This is a genomic window from Arthrobacter sp. NPDC080086, assembly GCF_040702285.1.
On sequence record NZ_JBFBKP010000041.1, the window covers coordinates 1 to 18682 of the forward strand.

Annotated in this window: 18 protein-coding genes; 5 read left to right on the forward strand and 13 right to left on the reverse strand. The window is 68.9% G+C overall.

All coding sequences use genetic code 11. The annotated features are described in order from the left end of the window. Nucleotides 1-15: 15 nt before the first annotated feature. From AB0305_RS14195 to purU, 13 genes are all read right to left on the reverse strand, one after another. Entirely contained in the window at nt 16-633 is a 618-nt protein-coding gene (locus tag AB0305_RS14195; protein WP_364136739.1) for an SRPBCC family protein, read from the reverse strand. Between the two features lie 129 nt (nt 634-762). Next, the gene (locus AB0305_RS14200) at nt 763-1287 is read right to left on the reverse strand and encodes a mucin-associated surface protein (protein ID WP_364136741.1); all 525 of its coding nucleotides are present in this window, start codon (nt 1285-1287) and stop codon (nt 763-765) included. After that, entirely contained in the window at nt 1284-2576 is a 1293-nt protein-coding gene (locus AB0305_RS14205) for a serine/threonine-protein kinase (protein ID WP_364136743.1), read from the reverse strand. Before AB0305_RS14205 ends, AB0305_RS14200 begins: the two co-directional genes overlap by 4 nt. Before the next feature lie 311 nt (nt 2577-2887). After that, a complete protein-coding gene (locus AB0305_RS14210; RefSeq protein ID WP_366173227.1) occupies nt 2888-3022 on the reverse strand; it encodes a hypothetical protein in 135 nt (44 codons plus the stop codon). Between the two features lie 89 nt (nt 3023-3111). After that, on the reverse strand, nt 3112-4380 hold the full coding sequence (locus tag AB0305_RS14215) for a hypothetical protein (RefSeq protein WP_364136745.1): 1269 nt from the start codon (nt 4378-4380) through the stop codon (nt 3112-3114). A 143-nt stretch (nt 4381-4523) separates the two neighbouring features. Next, nucleotides 4524-5600, reverse strand: coding sequence for a Gfo/Idh/MocA family oxidoreductase (locus tag AB0305_RS14220; RefSeq protein ID WP_364136747.1), 1077 nt, complete (start codon nt 5598-5600; stop codon nt 4524-4526). A gap of 303 nt (nt 5601-5903) precedes the next feature. Beyond that, entirely contained in the window at nt 5904-7004 is a 1101-nt protein-coding gene (locus AB0305_RS14225) for a sugar-binding protein (RefSeq protein ID WP_290258830.1), read from the reverse strand. Nucleotides 7005-7067: 63 nt separating this feature from the next. Further along, the gene (gene mmsB, locus AB0305_RS14230; protein WP_290258831.1) at nt 7068-8336 is read right to left on the reverse strand and encodes a multiple monosaccharide ABC transporter permease; all 1269 of its coding nucleotides are present in this window, start codon (nt 8334-8336) and stop codon (nt 7068-7070) included. Nucleotides 8337-8379: 43 nt separating this feature from the next. Continuing rightward, nucleotides 8380-9936 carry a multiple monosaccharide ABC transporter ATP-binding protein gene (mmsA, locus tag AB0305_RS14235; protein WP_364136750.1) on the reverse strand — a complete coding sequence of 519 codons (1557 nt, stop codon included), beginning with the start codon at nt 9934-9936 and terminating at the stop codon, nt 8380-8382. Between the two features lie 130 nt (nt 9937-10066). Then, nucleotides 10067-11257 carry an ROK family transcriptional regulator gene (locus tag AB0305_RS14240; protein ID WP_364136752.1) on the reverse strand — a complete coding sequence of 397 codons (1191 nt, stop codon included), beginning with the start codon at nt 11255-11257 and terminating at the stop codon, nt 10067-10069. Nucleotides 11258-11343: 86 nt separating this feature from the next. Further along, nucleotides 11344-11862 carry a gamma carbonic anhydrase family protein gene (locus tag AB0305_RS14245; protein ID WP_364136754.1) on the reverse strand — a complete coding sequence of 173 codons (519 nt, stop codon included), beginning with the start codon at nt 11860-11862 and terminating at the stop codon, nt 11344-11346. Nucleotides 11863-11926: 64 nt separating this feature from the next. Further along, complete coding sequence (locus AB0305_RS14250; protein WP_364136756.1) at nt 11927-12352, reverse strand: class I SAM-dependent methyltransferase; 426 nt, start codon at nt 12350-12352, stop codon at nt 11927-11929. 54 nt (nt 12353-12406) lie between these two features. After that, entirely contained in the window at nt 12407-13267 is an 861-nt protein-coding gene (gene purU, locus AB0305_RS14255; protein WP_364136758.1) for a formyltetrahydrofolate deformylase, read from the reverse strand. A gap of 242 nt (nt 13268-13509) precedes the next feature. On the opposite strand from purU, the gene glyA reads away from it, so the two are divergent. The 5 genes from glyA to AB0305_RS14280 all read left to right on the forward strand — a co-directional run bounded on the left by glyA (nt 13510) and on the right by AB0305_RS14280 (nt 18581). Continuing rightward, entirely contained in the window at nt 13510-14811 is a 1302-nt protein-coding gene (gene glyA / locus AB0305_RS14260) for a serine hydroxymethyltransferase (RefSeq protein WP_364136760.1), read from the forward strand. 5 nt (nt 14812-14816) lie between these two features. Next, nucleotides 14817-15722 carry a bifunctional methylenetetrahydrofolate dehydrogenase/methenyltetrahydrofolate cyclohydrolase gene (locus tag AB0305_RS14265; RefSeq protein ID WP_364136762.1) on the forward strand — a complete coding sequence of 302 codons (906 nt, stop codon included), beginning with the start codon at nt 14817-14819 and terminating at the stop codon, nt 15720-15722. Nucleotides 15723-15974: 252 nt separating this feature from the next. After that, nucleotides 15975-16850: an ATP-binding cassette domain-containing protein gene (locus AB0305_RS14270; protein WP_290258869.1), complete on the forward strand. Its 876-nt coding sequence runs from the start codon at nt 15975-15977 to the stop codon at nt 16848-16850. Nucleotides 16851-16860: 10 nt separating this feature from the next. Further along, nucleotides 16861-17733, forward strand: coding sequence for an ABC transporter permease (locus AB0305_RS14275; protein WP_364136764.1), 873 nt, complete (start codon nt 16861-16863; stop codon nt 17731-17733). Next, the gene (locus tag AB0305_RS14280; protein ID WP_364136766.1) at nt 17730-18581 is read left to right on the forward strand and encodes an ABC transporter permease; all 852 of its coding nucleotides are present in this window, start codon (nt 17730-17732) and stop codon (nt 18579-18581) included. Before AB0305_RS14275 ends, AB0305_RS14280 begins: the two co-directional genes overlap by 4 nt. Nucleotides 18582-18682 lie beyond the last annotated feature (101 nt).

Here is an 18682-nt window from a genome sequence, read left to right on the forward strand (position 1 = left end):
GTTTCGAATCCGTCGCTAGTCGTCGGCGCGGCGTCCGCCTGCGGCGGTGGCGTCGTCCGCGTCCGCTGCGGGGCCGGTCGCCGGCTCCGTGGCCAGGTCCGGGTCGGTGTTCTGCGGAGCGCCCGTGCCGATCACGTCGTAGTCCGGGTCCGTCACCGGGGTCAGCCCGGAGTCGACCTCACCGTTGTTGACGCGTTCCCGCCAGGCGCCGGTCTCGAAGTCCCGGTCCTCGATGAACTTCTTGAACCGCTCCAGGTCTGCGGCCACCTGCCGGGAGTCGAGCCCGGCGGCTGCGCCGAGCTTCTCCACGGCACCCTCGGGCTCCCAGCTGAGCTCCACGTCGACCCGCACGGAGCCCGGCGTGAGCTCGGTGAAGCGCACCGTGCCGGCGTTTCGCGGGGCGTCGATGCTCTCCCACGCCACCAGCCGGTCCGGTTCCTGCGCCGTGATCCGGGCATCGTAGGCGCGCTGGACGCCCCTGATGCTGGTCTCGAAGTGGACGGTGGTGTCATCGAGCTGCCGGACGCTGTCGACGCCCGTCATGAACTGGGGAAAATCCTCGAACTGGGTCCACTGGTTGTAGGCCTGCTTGACGGGGACGTTGACGTCGATGGATTCCTGCACTGTTGCCATGCGCTCTGTACTCCTCTGGTCGGATAAAGCCCGGCTCTCTGCGGCCTGATTCACAAGCTATCCGCAACGGGGCATCCGGCAAAGTCCGCGCACGAAGGCCGGGGCGGCGACGGCAAAAGTCCGGCGGCCCTAGCCGCCCTTCTTGCCGCCCTTGGCCTTACCGGGTCCCTGTTGCTGTGCCTGCTGGGCAGCCTGTTGGGCGGCGGCCTGGTCGGCGGCCGCCTGTTCCGCAGCCGCCTTGGCCGCCGCGTCGCGGGCGGCCTGCGCGGCCTTCTCCTCTTCCGCGGCCTTGGCGGCTGCATCCTTGGCGGCCTGCTGCTGGGCGATCCGGGCGTTCAGGTCGTTCCGGACGGCGTCGATGGAGGATTTGATGCTCTGGTGCCGCTTGAAGGAGACCTTGCCGTCGGCCGCGGCGGTATCCAGGGCGGTGGTCAGTTCATCCAGCTGTTTCAGGGCACCCGGGGAATCGTCGGCGGCCGCGGCCTGGGTGACGGCGAGGACGCGCGACTGCAGCTGGCCGGCTGCGGCGGCGTCCAGGTCGGGGGCGACGGAGGCGCAGCCCGCCAGCGCGCCTGCCCCGACGATCAGGGCCAACGCGGCGCCGGCGACACGGCGGTTCACGCGGCGCGCGCCAGTGAAAGACAGTCCGGTCATGGGTTCACGCTTTCCTGCAGCTGTTTCAGGTGCTCACCGATGTCGCCCGTCACTGCCGGGTACGGGACCGGCGGCGGTGCGGCGGGCGCCGCGGTCAGGGAGAGCACCACGGCGGCGGCAACCGCGAGCAGCACGACGACGGCGAGGCCCAGCAGGAGCTTGGCCCGCCGGCCCAGCGGCCGCCGGGCGGCGCCCCGGCCCGCCACTGCTGAGAGACCCGGCCGGGAGGTGGGCAGTGCGGCAGTCGACGGGATGGGCGGCAGCGCGGCGGTACCCGGCGCCGTCGTCCGCGCCGTCGAGGCTGCATCTGAACCCGCGGCCGCACCCTTGCCCGCATTCCGCGACCAGCCCCGGGCCGGACCCCTCGCTGACCTGGGCGGCCGGGCAGGGGGCGCGGGCAGCACGCGGGTCTGCTGCTCGGCCAGCGGGCCGGGCAGGTGATCCGGGGAGACCAAGGCCTGGCGCAGGACGGGCTCAAGGTCGGCGGCGGCCGGGCGTTCCAGCGGGTCCAGTGCCGTCATGGCACGGATGAGGCCGGCCCAGGCGGCGGGGACGTCGTCGGGGATGGCGGGGGCCCGGTGCAGCCGGGCGACCGCCGATTCGACGGCGCTTCCCGGGTATTCCACGGTGCCCTTGATGCACTCCAGAAGCACCAGGCCCAGGGAGTAGATGTCGCTCGCCGGGCCCATGTCCGCGCCGCGGGCCTGTTCGGGGCTGAGGTAGGCGGCGGTGCCCACCATCGTCCCGGTGGCGGTGAGGCGGGTCCCGTCGGCGATCCGGGCGATGCCGAAGTCGGTCAGCTTGGGCCGGAGCGGCTCGCCCGGCCGGGTCCGGACCAGCAGGACGTTGGCGGGTTTGAGGTCCCGGTGGATGATGCCGAGGGAGTGGACGTAGGCGAGGGCGTCGGCCAGGCCGGCGCCGATCACGGCCACCTCGTCCAGGGGGAGCGGGCTGTGCCGGATGCGGGTGCGGAGGTCCTGTCCGTCCACCAGTTCCATGGTCAGGAACGGGCGGGGCTCGTCCGGGAGGCGGGTGTCGGTGCCGGCGTCGAAGAGGGTGACCAGGCCGGGGTGGTTGAGGGTGGCCAGTAGCTCGATTTCGGCCTGCTGCCGGCGGAGTTCGTCGGCGTCGGAGGCCTGGGGTGCGAAGAGCTTCAGCGCTACGTCGCGGCCCAGGTTCTCGTCCCTGGCGGTGTAGACCGAAGCCATTCCGCCCCGGCCGATGACCTCTCCCAGTCGGTAGCGGCCGCTGAGAATCTCGGCCGTGACCTCGTTGGGCGACGTGTCCACGGGTACCCCCTGTTGCTTCCGACGCCGCGGTGGCGTCCTAAGGAAATGATACGGGTATGGGTATCGCGGTTCGGCGCGGGGACGGAATGGCCCCCATGGTGGTGCTGGTACATGACTGGTGCTGTGCGCTTGTTCCTGGTCTGGACCTTTCTGACAGGGGCACCGCCGCGGACGACTGAGCTGTGCGGCGACGGCGCCTTGCTGGCATGGGATTGAAGGGTTCCGCCGGGGCCTGCGGGGCCGTTGGATCCCCCAGCGGACCCAACGACCACGCCCCGGCGCTCACGAGAACCTGCGCGGGGCGGCCGGTGTCACGGCGGGCGTTCCGCAGTGGCCGGGAGGACGCGGCTGCGGCGGCGCGGGACCTGCTGGCGGCGTGGCGCGACGGCGGGACGCTGGGTGAAGCGGGAAACGGGTGCCGGGGTCCGGCGGGGGGTGAGGCACATGGAAACTTCTCCTGACGAGCTGGTGGCGGGCGCAAGGGGCGGCCCGCGGGACGGTTCTCTGCACAGCGATGCTGCAGAGGACGGTCCAGCTAGTCGGGAGAAGAGCCGGGATCCGCGGTGACGGCGCGGTAGGCGTGCTGGAGCGGGCCGCTGATGGGCTCGAAGCCCTGCGGCGGTACGACGAGGAAGGCATCAGGCAGCCAGGCGGCGGTTCCGGCCGCGCTTCCGGCGGTGGGGCCGCCGCCGGACCCCGAGCCGGGGGCGGGCGGGAGCGCGGTGGGAGCCGGGAAGCCGGTTCCCCCGCCCCAGGGGTGCGGCAGGTCGGTGTTGCCGGCGGGCGCTGCGGGGGCGCTGTCTCCTGCGGGCGCGGCGGTGCCCGCCGACCCTGCCGGCGCGGTGCCGGGCGCTGGCGCGGGCAGATTCGGCTCAGGCAGGACCAGTGCCGGGGTGAACGACGGGTGTGTGGCAGCGTAACTGGTGATGCTGCCGACGTTCGGGCGCGCGACCACGGGGGCCGGACTGCAGGAGAGCGCCGTGTCGACGGCTGCGACAGTTACCGCGGGGGCCGGGCTGGCGGGACCGGTGGGCTGGCCGGAGGCGGCGGGCCGGGCCGGGGAAGCGGCCTCGGCGGCCTGGGGAGAGGCTGCCGGGGCCGACTGCGCGGGCGTCTGGGTGGCAGGGGTGGTGCCGGTGGATCCGGCCAGGGGGTCGATGACGGGCAACACCGGAACGGGCGGCGCCGGGACACTTACCACGGGAACGGTGACCACCGGAGTGGGAGCAGGAGCCGGAGCCGTGGCTGAGGGTGTCGGCGCCGGGGTGGTGGGGGCCGGGGCGGGCGTGGGTGGCGGCGCCGGGGTGGCCACGGGCGGCACCGGAACCGGGGGTGTGACCACGGGAACGGGCACGACGACGGGGTCTGCGGGCTGCACGGGTGCCGGGACGGCGGGAGTGGGATCGGGAGCCGGGGCAGGTTCCTGCACTGGTGGATCTTGTACGGTCGGCTCCGGGGCGGTGACGGGAGCGGGGGCCGGGTCCGGCTGGGGGTTGCTGACCGGAGGGGCCGATTCGGTGGGCGCGGGTGCCGGAGACACCGGCGTCGCCTCGACGGCAGGAGCCGTGGCCGTCGGCGTCGGATCCGGGGCGGGTGTCGCGGCGGCCTCGAGCGCCTCGTCGGTCATGGGCAGTTGGATCATGGTGCCCAGCGAGGTTTCCAGGTGGCCGGCGGTGACGGCGGCCGGTTCGTCTGCGCTGGCAGCGGCGGCGCTCAGCGTCAGCCAGGCACACACCGCGAGCAGGGCCAGGAGCAGCCGCCGGAGCCGGAGGCGCAGGGGGGAAGGGCCCGCCGCTTCACGCATGCGCAACACCCCTCCCCGGAAAGGCTCGATGATTGGCCTATAGCGTAGATCCAGGGGTAGTGGCGCGTCCAGAGCGGGAGGACACTATTAGTCCCGGATTCCGGGTTCCTGGTCCGCCGGCCGGCGTCGGCCAGGGTCCGGCGTCAGCGGACCTGCACGTCGTTGGGGTAGCTGACCCCCAGCTGGGCGCGGACGCCATCGAACAATCGCATGGTGTCGAGGGAGTCCTGCAGCGGCATCACCGGGCTCTCGGTCAGCCCCTGCTGGATGCAGCGGGTGACCTCGCGCAGCTCGTAGCTATAGCCGCGGCCCACCGTGGTGAACTGTTCCGTCCGCGGGTCGTCGAAGCCCACCCGGACCAGCAGCTCCCGGGGGTTGTTGATGGATCCCAGGCTTTGCAGGAACCCTTTGTTCCCGGCGACGGTGGCGGTGCGCGGCCCGTGCACCAGGAGGGAGGAGGTCAGCTGTGCCTGCGCCCCGTGGTGGTAGCCGAGCGTCAGGGCGTTCTGGGCGTCGACGCCGTCGTCGTTGACGAAACCGGTGGCGGTGACCGTCTGTGGGAAGCCCAGCGTGCCCAGCGCCCAGAGCAGCGGGTAGATGGTGATATCCAGCAGGGCGCCGCCGCCGTCCCGGGGTGCCCAGAGCCGGGAGGTGGGGGAGTAGGGGGCCGGGAAACCCAGGTCCGCGCCGACCCACTGGACCTGGCCGATCTCGCCCGACGCGGCGATCTCGAAGGCCCGCTGCATCGCCGGCAGGAACCGGCTCCACATGGCCTCCATCAAAAACAGTCCGTTGGCGCGGGACAGGTCGATCAGCTCGGCCGCCTCGCGGGCATTGACGGTGAGGGCCTTCTCGCAGAGGACGTGCTTGCCGGCCAGGAGGGCGGCCTTGGCGATAGCGTGGTGCTGGGCGTGCGGGGTGGCGACGTAGACGACGTCGACGGCGTCGTCGGCCAGCAGGTGCTCGTAGCCCGGAACCCCGTCCCGGTCCCCGTAGGCGCGGGCGAAACCGTAGTCCGCGGCGAAGGCGTCCGCGGCGGCCTGGCTGCGGGAGGACACCGCGTACAGCTGGGCGTCCGCGAGCAGCTCCAGGTCCCGGGTGACGGTGGCCGCGATCCCGCCGGTGGCGATGACGCCCCACCGCAACCGGGCTCCGGTGGCGGTCCGGGGATCCTGGTCGGGTTGGTCAAAGAGCCAGGGCCTGGCGATCGGGGCGTTCATGCTGCCATCCTCTCACCCGGGGCGCCGTCGTCGTCGTTCCCCGCCAGCTACCGCACCCACGTCCTGCTAACCCACGAGCGCGCCCGTTCCGGAAAAGCGCGCCGTTTCCGGGCAGCCGCACCCCGGACCCGGGCCGCGCCCGTCCGGAAGCGCCGCGAAAAGCTGAAACCGCCGCGAAGTCCGGAACCGCCGCCGAACCGCGGCGGAAACTCCCTCCGAACCAACCCCCGGACGCACCAGGGCCCCGACCCTCCCGCAGCGAAAACTGCGGGGGAGCCGGGGCCCTAATGGTGAAGCGGAAGACTACTTGGTGATCGGTCCGAGTACCGGATCGTCGACGTAAGCGGTCTTGACGTTCTCCTTGGTCACGATGACCGGCTCCAGCAGGAAGGCCGGAACGGTCTTGACCTTGTTGTTGTAGGACTTGTCGTCGTTGATCTCAGGCTTCTTGCCGGCCTGGATGTCCTTGACCATGGTGATCGCGTGCTCAACGAGCTTGCGGGTGTCCTTGTTGATGGTGGAGTACTGCTCACCGGCCATGATCGACTTGACGGACTCAACCTCGGAGTCCTGACCCGTGATAACCGGCAGCGGCTTGCCTGCAGCCTTGACCGAGGTCAGGACCGCGCGGGCCAGCGTGTCGTTCGGGGACAGGACGCCGTCCAGGGTGGCGCTGCCGTAGCTGCCGCTGAGCAGGGTGTCGGCACGACGCTGGGCGTTCTCAGCCTTCCAGCCCTGGGTCACGGCCTGCTCGAAGGAGGTCTGGCCGGAAACGACCTTGAGGGTGCCGTCGTCCAGCTTCGGCTTCAGCACGCTCATGGCGCCGTCGAAGAAGACCTTCGCGTTGGCGTCATCCGGGGAACCGGCGAACAGTTCGATGTTGTACGGGCCCGTCGGCTTCTTGGCCTTCATGCCGTCCAGCAGGGCCTGGCCCTGCAGCACGCCAACCTTGAAGTTGTCGTAGGCGACGTAGTAGTCGACGTTCTCGGTGTTCAGCAGCAGACGGTCGTACGCGATGATAGTCGCGCCGGCGTCCTTGGCCTGCTTCAGCTGGGTACCCAGCTGCGCACCGTCGATGGCACCGACGATGATGACCTTGTCACCCTTGGTGACCATGGCGCTGATCTGGTTCTGCTGCTCGGAAACGCCACCGTTGGCGAACTGAACATCAGCCTTGAAGCCTGCACCGTTGAGGCCATCGTTGAACAGCTTCTCGGCCAGGACCCAGTTCTCACTGGTCTTCTGCGGGAGGGCGACGCCGATCGGGGAGTTCTTGGGGAACGCCTCGCCGCCGCTGCTCGCGGAACCGGAAGATCCGCTGTCGGCACGGCCGCAGGCTGTCAGCGCCAGTGCCGCAATAGCAGCGATTGCTGCTGCCTTTCCTGCTTTACCAATCATTTGCATTGCTTGGTTCACTTTCTTTTTGGTGGTGTGTGGAGACTCGGTGGTAACTGGGAAGGGATCCGGTCAGGATTCCTTGGCGATGACCTCTTTGGTGGAAGTGGTCTCGTCGGCCTTGATCTCGTTGCTGCGGCCGAAGTTCTTCATCATCATGCCGATGATCGATTTCTTGCCCTGCGACTTGTTGTAGACGTCGAAGGCGACGGCGATCAGCAGGACCAGGCCCTTGATGATCTGGGTCAGGTCGGCGCCGACGCCGAGCAGCTGCAGGCCGTTGTTCAGGACCGCCATCACCAGGCCACCGACGATCGAGCCGATCACGGTGCCGACGCCGCCGGTCACGGCCGCGCCGCCGATGAAGACTGCCGCGATCGCGTCCAGCTCCCAGCCGACGCCGTCGAACGGGCCGGAGGCGGTGGAGCGGCCGACGAAGATCATGCCGGCCAGGCCGGCCAGGATCGACATGTTCATCATGACCAGGAAGTTGACCTTCTTGGACTGGACGCCGGAGAGTTCGGCCGCGTGGCGGTTGCCGCCGACGGCGTAGACGTGGCGGCCGATGACCGTCTTCGAGGAGATGAAGCCGTAGAGCAGGACCAGGACGGCCAGGATCAGGCCGGGGATGGGGAACGAGGTGCCCGGGCGGCCGGTGGCGAAGAGGTACGTCGCGTAGAGGATGGCCGCGCAGATCAGGACCAGCTTGGTGATGGTCACCCAGCTCTCGGTCACGTCGGCGCCGAGGGACTTGGCCTTGCGGCGGGCGCGCAGTTCGCTGAAGACCACGTAGGCGACGCCGAGCAGGCCGAGCAGCACGGTCAGGTTGTTGTAGCCGGTGCTGGGGCCCACCTCGGGCAGGTAGCCGGAACCGATGTACTGGAAGTCGTTGGGCACCGGGATGGTGTTTGACTTGCCGACGTACTGGTTGAAACCGCGGAACAGGAGCATGCCGGCGAGGGTCACGATGAAGGCCGGGATGCCGACGTAGGCGGTCCAGAAGCCCTGCCAGGCGCCGATCAGCGCGCCCAGGAGCAGGCCGAAGAGGATGCCGAGGTACCACGGGATGCCCCAGTCGCGGATCATCAGGGCCACGCTGACACCCACGAACGCGGCCACGGAGCCGACGGAGAGGTCAATGTGGCCGGCGATGATGACCAGCACCATGCCGATCGCGAGGATCAGGATGTAGGAGTTGCCGTTGAAGAGGTTGATGACGTTGCCCGGGGTGAGCGTGCGGCCCTCGGTGAAAATCTGGAAGAAGACGATCAGCGCAACCAGGGCGAAGATCATGCCGAATTGGCGGGTGTTGCCGCCAAAGAGCTTCTTGAGCGCGTTCATTGTGTCAGTCCTTGTAGTCCGGATTGTTCTGGATCGCCCGGGGTCAGGCAGTCTTGCGGGCGGAGGTCATCAGCTTCATCAGGCTTTCCTGGCTGGCTTCCTCTTTGGTCAGCACGCCGGTGATGGCGCCTTCGAAGATGGTGTAGATGCGGTCGGAGAGGCCCAACAGCTCCGGCAGTTCCGAGGAAATGACGATCACGCCCTTGCCCTGGTTGGCCAGCTGCTGGATGATGCCGTAGATCTCGTACTTGGCGCCGACGTCGATGCCGCGGGTGGGCTCATCGAGGATCAGCAGGTCCGGGTCGGTGAACATCCACTTGGCCAGGACGACCTTCTGCTGGTTGCCGCCGGAGAGCTTCGCGACGCCTTCCTCCACCGACGGGGTCTTGGTGCGCAGCGACTTGCGGTACTGCTCCGCGACCGTGAACTCCTGGTCGGCGTCGACCACGTTGTGCTTGCTGATCTTCTTCAGCGCCGCCGAGACGGTGGTGGCCTTGATGTCGTCGAGGAGGTTCAGGCCCAGGGACTTGCGGTCCTCCGTGACGTAGCCAAGGCCGGCATTGATTGCCTGCTTGACCGTCTTGAGGTGGATCTCCTTGCCGTCCTTGTAGACGTGGCCGGAGATGAAGCGGCCGTAGGAGCGGCCGAACAGGGAGCGGGCCAGTTCGGTGCGGCCCGCGCCCATGAGACCGGCGAAGCCGACGATCTCGCCGCGGCGGACGTAGAAGCTGGAGTTCTTGCAGACCAGACGGTCCTGGATCTGCGGGTGGCCCACGGTCCAGTTCTTGACCTCGAAGAAGGTCTCGCCGATGTTCGGGGTGTGGTCCGGGAAGCGGGACTCCAGGGTCCGGCCCACCATGCCCTTGATGATGCGGTCCTCGTCGACGCCGTCGGCCTTCACATCGAGGGTCTCAATCGATTTGCCGTCGCGGATGATGGTGATGGAGTCCGCGATCTGCTCGATCTCGTTGAGCTTGTGGGAAATGATGATCGAGGTGATGCCGCGGCCCTTGAGGCCCAGGATCAGGTCCAGCAGGTGCTGGGAGTCGGACTCGTTCAGGGCCGCGGTGGGCTCGTCGAGGATGAGGAGCTTGACCTTCTTGTTCAGCGCCTTGGCGATCTCGACCAGCTGCTGCTTGCCGACGCCGATCTCCTTGACCGGGGTGTCCGGGTCCTCGCGCAGGCCCACGCGGGCGAGCAGTTCGGTGGAGCGGAGCCGGGCCTCGGCCCAGTCGATCACGCCGCGCTTGGTGGGTTCGTTGCCCAGGAAGATGTTTTCCATGATGGACAGTTCGGGGATCAGCGCCAGTTCCTGGTGGATGATCACGATGCCGGCGTGCTCGCTGGCCCGGATGTCCTTGAACTCCTGGACTTCGTTCTGGTAGACGATGTCGCCGGTGTAGCTGCCGTGGGGGTAAACGCCCGAAAGGACCTTCATCAGGGTGGATTTGCCGGCGCCGTTTTCACCGCAGATGGCGTGGATTTCGCCGGCCTTCACCCGCAGGTTCACCTCGGCCAAAGCTTTAACGCCGGGGAACTCTTTGGTGATGGAGCGCATCTCGAGAATTACGGGATCGCTGTGCGTGTCGAGGGACGTCATCTGCCCTTACGCCTCCAATGCATGACTTCGTTGTCCGCCCCTGCAAACCGCAGGGCCGTCTGATGGAAAAGTAAACTGGATCACGTCGTTGTCGTCAAGTCTTTAACGCAACGGACGGATAACGGTGGAGCTAGTTGCGCCGGATTCCGGCCTGCTGGAAGACCAGTGCGGTTGCCCCGAGGGCCTCGGCGCGGTCGCCCAGGGAGGACATGGTGAGGGTGGTGGTCTCGCCGATGACGGGCACGGCGTGCCGGATCAGGCCCCGCCGGATGGGGTCCAGCAGGAGCTCGCCGAGGCCCGCCAGCGGCCCGCCGACGACGATCACCTCGGGGTTGATCAGGTTGGCCACGTTGCCCAGCGCACGCCCGGCGGCGAGGCCGGCGTCGTCCACCACGCGCAGGGTGGCGGAGTCCTTGGCGAGGGCCTTGCGGACAATGTCCTCGCTGGTCATGGGCCGGTCGTCGCCGCGGCTGAGCAACTCCAGCATGGTCGTGGTGGAGGCGACGGTTTCCAGGCAGCCGCGGTTGCCGCAGCGGCAGACCAGGCCGTGTTCGTGGATGGTGGCGTGGCCGATTTCGCCGGTGATGCCGACGTTGCCGTAGTAAGGCATGCCGTTGATGATCAGGCCCGCGCCGATGCCCGAACCGATCTTGAGGAAGAGCAGGTTGCTGGTGCCGCTGTGCGGTCCCCACGTCACCTCGGAGAGGGCGCCCAGGTTGGCGTCGTTGTCGACGAAAATCGGCAGATCCAGGGCTTCCTCGAGCCGTTCCAGGATGTTGATGCCGACCCATTCCGGGAGGATGGCGCCCTGGGCGACGGTGCCGGAACGGCGGTCGATGGGGCCCGGGATGCCGACGCCGGCACCCACCAGGGCGCTGCGTTCGACGCCGCCGGTATCGAGCAGCCGGTCGAGGACGGCGACGGCGGCGGCGATGCCGTCCTCGGCGTGGTGGCCCAGCGGCAGGAGCACCGCCTCCTCGGCCAGGACGTGGTAACTCAGTGAGGCCAGCACCACGCGCAGGTGCCGGCGGCCGAAGTCGATGCCCACGGCCACGGCGCCCTGGCTGTTGAGCCGGACGTTCAGGGCCCGGCGGCCGGAGCTGGTGGTCGGTTCGGTGGAGGCGAGCCCGGCGTCCTGCATGATCTTGACGATGTTGGACACCGTGGCCGTGGAGAGCCCGGTCTGCCGGGCCAGTTCAGCCTGCGTGGACGGGCCGGCGAGCAGGCATTCGATGATCCGTTGCTGGTTCAAATGGCGGAGCGCGGACTGCGACCCGGGGTTTTTCGTGCGGCTCCTCGTTGAGCGCGTTGGTGAGGGCATGCAAAGAAGCGTGCACCATCAGGGGTTTGTAGTCAAGAAGTTAACGCAAGCCGCGGCGCGCCCGCCCCCGAATACCCCCTTACGGATCAGCGGTGCAGCTCGCGGTGCGCCCGCGCGAGCTCGCGGTAGTGCGCGGCGTTGTGGCGGACGCCGTCGAACTCCTCCTCCGTCAGTTCCCGGCGCACCTTGGCGGGCACGCCCGCAACCAGCGACCGGGGCGGGATGACGGTGCCCTCGAGCACGACGGCGCCCGCCGCCACGAGCGAGCCGGCGCCGATCACGGCGCCGTTGAGGACCGTGGCGCCCATGCCGATGAGGCAGTCGTCCTCGACCGTGCAGCCGTGGACCACGGCGCCGTGGCCGATGCTGACGCCCGCGCCCACCGTGCAGGGGAAGTCCGGGTCCGCGTGCAGCACCACGTTGTCCTGCAGGTTGCTGCCGGCCCCGACGCTGATGGCGGCGGTGTCCGCGCGGACCGTGACGCCGTAGAAGGCGCTGGAGTCCTCGGCGAGGGTGGCGTTGCCGATGATCGAGGCGCTCGGGGCAACGAAGGCGGAGTCGTGGACGGCCGGGGTCTCGCCGGCGAAAGCGTAAACGGGAGTCATGGACCCCAGCCTAGGACAGCGGCCGGACCTGCGGGAGCGCCGGGAGGCACGGATCAGGCACGGATCAGGCGCGGAGAACCGTGAAGCCGGGTCCGGCACCGGCGTCCGGGCCGCCCTGCGGGAGGACGACGGCGATCGGTGCGCCGGGTTCGGCCACGCGCCGGAGTTCGCGGAGGGCGCCGTCCGATGCCTCGGCGTCGAGTCCGGCCAGGGCGTCCGGGGCCCAGACGGCCGGGAAGGCTGCGTCCGCGAACGGCAGGGCCGCGGCGGTTGCAACCGAGGCGGAGAGGCCGTGGGCGCGGGCGGCGTGGATGTTCTCTTCGGAGGCGTCCACGCCGGTGAAGTGGAGCCCGGCACGGACGAAGGCGAGGCCCTCGGCGCCCGTGCCGCAGTCCAGGCCCAGCACGGCGTGCCGGCCCTCCTCCTTGAGCAGGGCCACGAAGTCGTCCAGCCGCTGCGCCCCGTTGTTTCTGGTCACGGGTGTGGTCATGGCTCCAGTAAAGGGCCCCGGCCGCGCACGCGGCAAGGGCCCTCCCGGAAACGGCTAGCTGAAGACGACTGTCCGGTTGCCGTCCAACAGCACCCGGTGCTCGGCGTGCCACTGCACGGCCTGGGCCAGGGTGCGGCCCTCGACGTCGCGGCCCATCTGCACGAACTGCTCGGCGGTGCGCCGGTGGTCCACGCGGATGACCTCCTGCTCGATGATCGGGCCCTCGTCCAGGGCGGCGGTGACGTAGTGCGCGGTGGCGCCGATCAGCTTCACGCCGCGGGCGTGCGCCTGGTGGTACGGCTTGGCGCCCTTGAAGGAGGGCAGGAACGAGTGGTGGATGTTGATGGCCTTGCCGGTCAGTTCGGTGCAGAGCTCGTCCGAGAGGATCTGCATGTAGCGGGCCAGGACGGTCAGTTCGACGTCGTGCTCGGCCATCAGGGCGCGGAGGGCGTCCTCGGCCTGGGCCTTGGTGTCCTTCGTGACGGGGATGTAGTGGAAGGGGATGCCGTAGAACTCGGCGAGGCCTGCGAGGTCGCGGTGATTGGAGACGATCGCGGGGATTTCGATCGGCAGCGTGCCGGAGCGCTGCAGGAACAGCAGGTCGTTCAGGCAGTGCGCCGAGGTGCTGGCCATCAGCAGGGTGCGCAGCTTCCTGCCGGCCGGGTTCAGGCTCCACTGCATGCCGAAGGCCTGTGCCACCGGCTCCAGGGCGGCGAGCAGCTCCGACTCGGGGGCCGCCGTCGTCGCCTCCACCCGCATGAAGAAGGTGCCCGTGCCCTCGCTGCCGTACTGCTGCGAGTCCGTAATATTGCAGCCCGCCACCAGCAGGGCGCCGGCCACCGCGTGCACGATGCCGGGCCGGTCCGGGCAGGAGAGGGTGAGGATATAGGAGGCAGTCAGCTGGTCGTCAGTCACGATAGAACAGCCTACCCGCGGCTGGGATAGGCTTAACCTGTCGCAACTGGCGTTGGGTGGCTTACCACCAGGGAGCGGCACGCACGCAGACCACGGATCGTACGCCTGGGCCGAGGGTCATGTTTTTCCGGTTGGCAGCCCCGCGCTGCCCTCCCGCAGGCACCGTCATCTAGCGGCGCCAGCGCGGACCAGCCGGTAACCTGACCTCACAGCAGTGACCGTTGCCAAGCCAGGAGTTCTTCGTGACTACTTCCCTTCGCCTTTCTTCAGCAGCCGTAAGCAACCAGCCCCTCGCTGAACTCGATCCCGAGATTGCCGCCGTCCTGGACCAGGAGCTCGGCCGCCAGCGCGGCACCCTGGAAATGATCGCCTCCGAAAACTTCGCCCCCCGCGCCGTCATGGAAGCCCAGGGCTCCGTGCTGACGAACAAGTACGCCGAGGGTTACCCGGGCCGCCGCTACTACGGCGGCTGCGAATACGTCGACGTCGCCGAGCAGCTCGCGATCGACCGGGTCAAGGCCCTCTTCGGTGCCGAGTTCGCCAACGTCCAGCCGCACTCCGGCGCGCAGGCCAATGCCGCCGCCCTCTCCGCGATGATCACCCCGGGCGACAAGATCATGGGCCTGTCCCTGGCCCACGGCGGGCACCTCACCCACGGCATGAAGCTGAACTTCTCCGGCAAGCTGTACGACGTCGCGGCCTACCAGGTCGAGGAGGACACCTTCCGGGTGGACATGGACAAGCTCCGCGAGCAGGCGCTCGCCGAGAAGCCGCAGGTCATCATCGCCGGCTGGTCCGCTTACCCGCGCCACCTCGACTTCGCCGCCTTCCGCTCGATCGCCGACGAGGTCGGGGCCCTGCTCTGGACCGACATGGCGCACTTCGCCGGGCTGGTGGCCGCCGGCCTGCACCCGAGCCCGGTGCCGCACTCCGACGTCGTTACCTCCACCGTGCACAAGACCCTCGCCGGGCCGCGCTCCGGCGTGATCCTGGCCAAGCAGGAGTGGGCCAAGAAGATTAACTCCAACGTCTTCCCCGGCCAGCAGGGCGGCCCGCTGATGCACGTCATCGCGGCCAAGGCCGTGGCGTTCAAGATCGCGGCGGGCGAGGAGTTCAAGGAACGCCAGGAGCGCGTGCTTGAGGGCGCCCGGATCATCGCCGACCGGCTGAATGCGGCCGACGTCGCCGAGGCCGGCGTCTCGGTCCTCACCGGCGGCACCGACGTGCACCTGGTCCTGGTGGACCTGCGCAACTCCCAGCTGGACGGCCAGCAGGCCGAGGATCTGCTGCACTCCGTGGGCATCACCGTGAACCGCAACGCCGTTCCGTTCGATCCGCGCCCGCCGATGGTCACCTCCGGCCTGCGGATCGGCACCCCGGCCCTGGCCACCCGCGGCTTCGGCGCAGAGGAATTCACCGAGGTCGCCGACATCATCGCCACCGCCCTCAAGGCAGGCACCGGCGCCGACGTCGAGGCCCTCCAGTCCCGCGTGGACAAGCTCGCCGCCGACTTCCCGCTGTACCCGCAGCACGAGCAGTGGTGATCCGGTTGACCAACGACACGACCGAAACCCGCACCGCCCGCATCCTCGACGGCAAGGCCACCGCGGCCGCCATCAAGGCCGAACTGACCGAACGCGTCGCCGCCCTCAAGGCCCGCGGCGTCGTCCCGGGACTGGGCACCATCCTCGTCGGCTCCGACCCGGGCAGCACCTGGTACGTCGGAGGCAAGCACAAGGACTGCGCCGAGGTGGGCATCACCTCGATCCGCCGCGACCTGCCCGAGGAGACCACCCAGGAGGAACTGCTGGCCGTGGTCCGGGAACTGAACGAGAACCCGGAATGCACCGGGTACATCGTCCAGCTGCCACTGCCGAAGCACATCAACCAGGACGTCATCCTCGAGGCGATGGACCCGGACAAGGATGCCGACGGCCTGCACCCGATGAACCTTGGCCGCCTGGTGGCCAACGTGTCCGGGCCGATGACCTCCCCGCTGCCCTGCACGCCCAAGGGCTGCATTGAGTTGCTGACCCGCCACGGCATCGACCTCAAGGGCAAGCGCGTCCTGGTGGTGGGCCGCGGCGTCACCATCGGCCGGCCCGTGGGACTGCTGCTGACCCGCAAGGACGTCAACGCCACGGTCATCCTCGCGCACACCGGCACCGTGGACCTGCCCGCCGAAATCCGGCAGGCCGACGTCGTCATCGCCGCCGCCGGCCAGCCGCACATGATCAAGGCCGCGGACCTCAAGCCCGGCGCGATCGTGCTGGACGTGGGCGTCAGCCGAGTCGACGACGGCAACGGCAAGGCCGTGGTGACCGGGGACGTGGAGCCCGCCGCGGCCGGCGTCGCCGCCTGGATCTCCCCGAACCCCGGGGGAGTGGGACCGATGACCCGCGCCATGCTGCTGGCCAACGTGGTGGAGACCGCCGAACGCCAGCTCCAGGACTAACGACCGCAACTGACTCGCAGCTGAGGCCGTTTTCAGCACCCAAAACGGCCCCAGCTGCGAGTCAGTTGGGTTTCCTGGCCCGAAAAGTCCCAAGAATTTACGAAAAGACTCTTTCATGGTTTGCCCGGATGGACTAGCGTGTTTCGGGTGCCTGAACTCGCCGCAAAAGAATCGCCCGTGGAAAGCGCCGCCGAATCCGGCCCCGCCCAGTACGTCATCACCGCCGAGAACCTGACCAAGAGCTACGGCGACATGACCGCCGTGGACGGGATCAGCTTCCGCGTGCCCGCCGGCGAGGCCTTCGGCCTGCTGGGCCCCAACGGCGCCGGCAAGTCCACCACCATGCGGATGATCGGCGGCGTCTCCCAGCGCACCTCCGGCTCCCTGACGATCATGGGCCTGGACCCGGAGCAACACGGCCCCGAGGTCCGCGCGCACCTGGGCGTGGTTCCGCAGCAGGACAACCTGGACGAGGAGCTCAAGGTCCGGGACAACCTGCTGGTCTACGGCCGCTACTTCGGCCTGCCGATGAGCTACCTCAAGCCCAAGGCCGACGAACTGCTGGAGTTCGCGCAGCTGACCGACAAGGCAAAGGCGAAGGTGGACGCGCTCTCAGGCGGCATGAAGCGGCGCCTCACGATTGCCCGCTCCCTGATCAATGAGCCCAAGATCCTGCTGCTGGACGAGCCCACTACGGGCCTGGACCCGCAGGCCCGCCACATCCTCTGGGACCGGCTGTTCCGGCTCAAGGAACAGGGCGTCACCCTGATCCTCACCACCCACTACATGGACGAGGCGGAGCAGCTCTGCGACCGGCTGATCGTGGTGGACAAGGGCCGGATCATGGCCGAGGGCTCCCCGGCCAGCCTGATCCGCGAATACTCCACCCGCGAGGTGCTCGAACTGCGCTTCGGGTCCGCCCGCAACGCCACCGTCGGCGCCGAACTCGAGGGCATCGGCGAACGCGTCGAAACCCTCCCGGACCGCGTCCTGATCTACGCCAACGACGGCGAGGCCGCCCTGGAAGAGGTCTCCGCCCGCGGCCTCCGCCCCGTCACCTCGCTGGTGCGCCGCTCCTCGCTGGAGGACGTCTTCCTGCGCCTGACCGGCCGGAGCCTCGTTGACTAGGAATCCGGCCGTGACCGAGCCGGGACAAACGACGGCGGCCCGCCCGGAGCCGCGGGCCGGGACCGGGCGCGCCCACGCGCCGGAGGTCTCCGCGGCCAAGGCCCGCCGCTGGGGTGCGTTCTACTACGCCGAACAGGTCCTGCGGGTGATGAAAGGCTACGGCTGGACCATCGTCATGTACGGCGTGGGCCAGCCAGTCGCCTACCTCTTCGCCATGGGCGTGGGACTGGCCACGCTGGTGGACTCAAACTCCGCCGCGGCCTTCGGCGGCGTCAGCTACCTGACCTTCATCGCCCCGGCCCTGCTGATCTCCGCGGCCGTGATGACCGCCGCGAACGAGTTCACCTTCCCGGTGATGGACGGATTCAAGTGGCGCCGGGTCTACTACGGCCCGCACGCCTCCCCGCTGACCCCGGAACAGATCGCCGCCGGACAGATCATCGCCGTGACAGTCCGGTTCCTGCTGCAGTCAGCCATCTACTTCGGCGTGGTGACCCTGTTCGGCGCCTCACCCAGCGGCTGGGGCTGGGTCTCGATCCTCATCGCCACCTTGGCCGGCCTCGCCTTCGGACTGCCCCTGATGGCCTACGCGGCCCGGATCAAGGAGGACAAGGGCCAATTCGCCATGGTGATGCGCTTCATAGTCATGCCGCTGTTCCTGTTCTCCGGCACCTTCTTCCCGCTGGACACCCTGCCCCTGGGGGTGCGCTGGGTCGGCTGGATCTCCCCGATCTGGCACGGCACAGAGCTCGGCCGGGTGGTCACCTACGGTTACCCCGAGCCGGCCTGGCTGAGCGCCGTCCACCTGATTGTCCTGGCCGGCCTCACGGTCCTCGGCTGGGTCCTGACCCGGCGCCAGTTCGCCACAAGGATGGGTGCATGAGCACGCTTGCCACCGCCGGACACCACGACGGCGCCCCCAGCGTCACCGACGCCGCCCGCGCCCGCCGCTTCGGCCCGCTGTACTCGCGCAACGTGCGCGCCGTCGTCGCCCGCGGGCTGATGGCCACCAAGAGCAGCAACTGGATGGTGATGCTCTCGGGCTTCTTCGAGCCCGTGCTGTACCTGATCTCCATGGGCGTGGGCCTCGGCGCGATCGTCGGCACGGTGCAGGGCCCCGGCGGCCAGGAGATCTCCTACGCCGCGTACATCGCCCCGGCGCTGCTGGCGGTCTCGGCCATGAACGGCGCCGTGTACGACTCCACCTGGAACGTCTTCTTCAAGATGAACTTCGCCAAGCTCTACCAGGGCATGCTCTACACCTCGCTGGGGCCGATCGACGTCGCGATGGGGGAGATCTTCCTGGCCCTGCTCCGCGGCCTCATGTACGCCACCGGGTTCACCGCGGTGATGGGCGTGATGGGCCTGATCACCACCCCGTGGGCCATCCTGATGATTCCGGCCTCGGTGCTGATCGCGTTCGGCTTCGCCAGCTTCGGCATGGGCATCACCAGCTTCATGAAGACCTTCCAGCAGATGGACTGGATCAACTTCATCATGCTGCCCATGTTCCTCTTCAGTGCCACCTTCTACCCGCTGAGTGTTTACCCGGGACCCATCCAGTTGCTGATCCAGGCCATGCCGCTCTGGCACGGGGTGGAGCTGCTCCGCCAGATCAGCGTGGGCGCCTTCGACGCTTCCACAGCGCTACACATCGGCTACTACCTGGTGATGATCGTGCTCGGCGTCGCCCTTACCACGGGCCGGCTGCGCCGGCTGTTCCTGAAGTAGCGGCCCCGGCGGCGGCCTTCCCGTGGGCCCTGCGGCCCGGGACAACGTCGGTCCGTTCGCCGGGGGTGGAAGCGCCACGGGCGGTGCACGCCGTTTGCGAT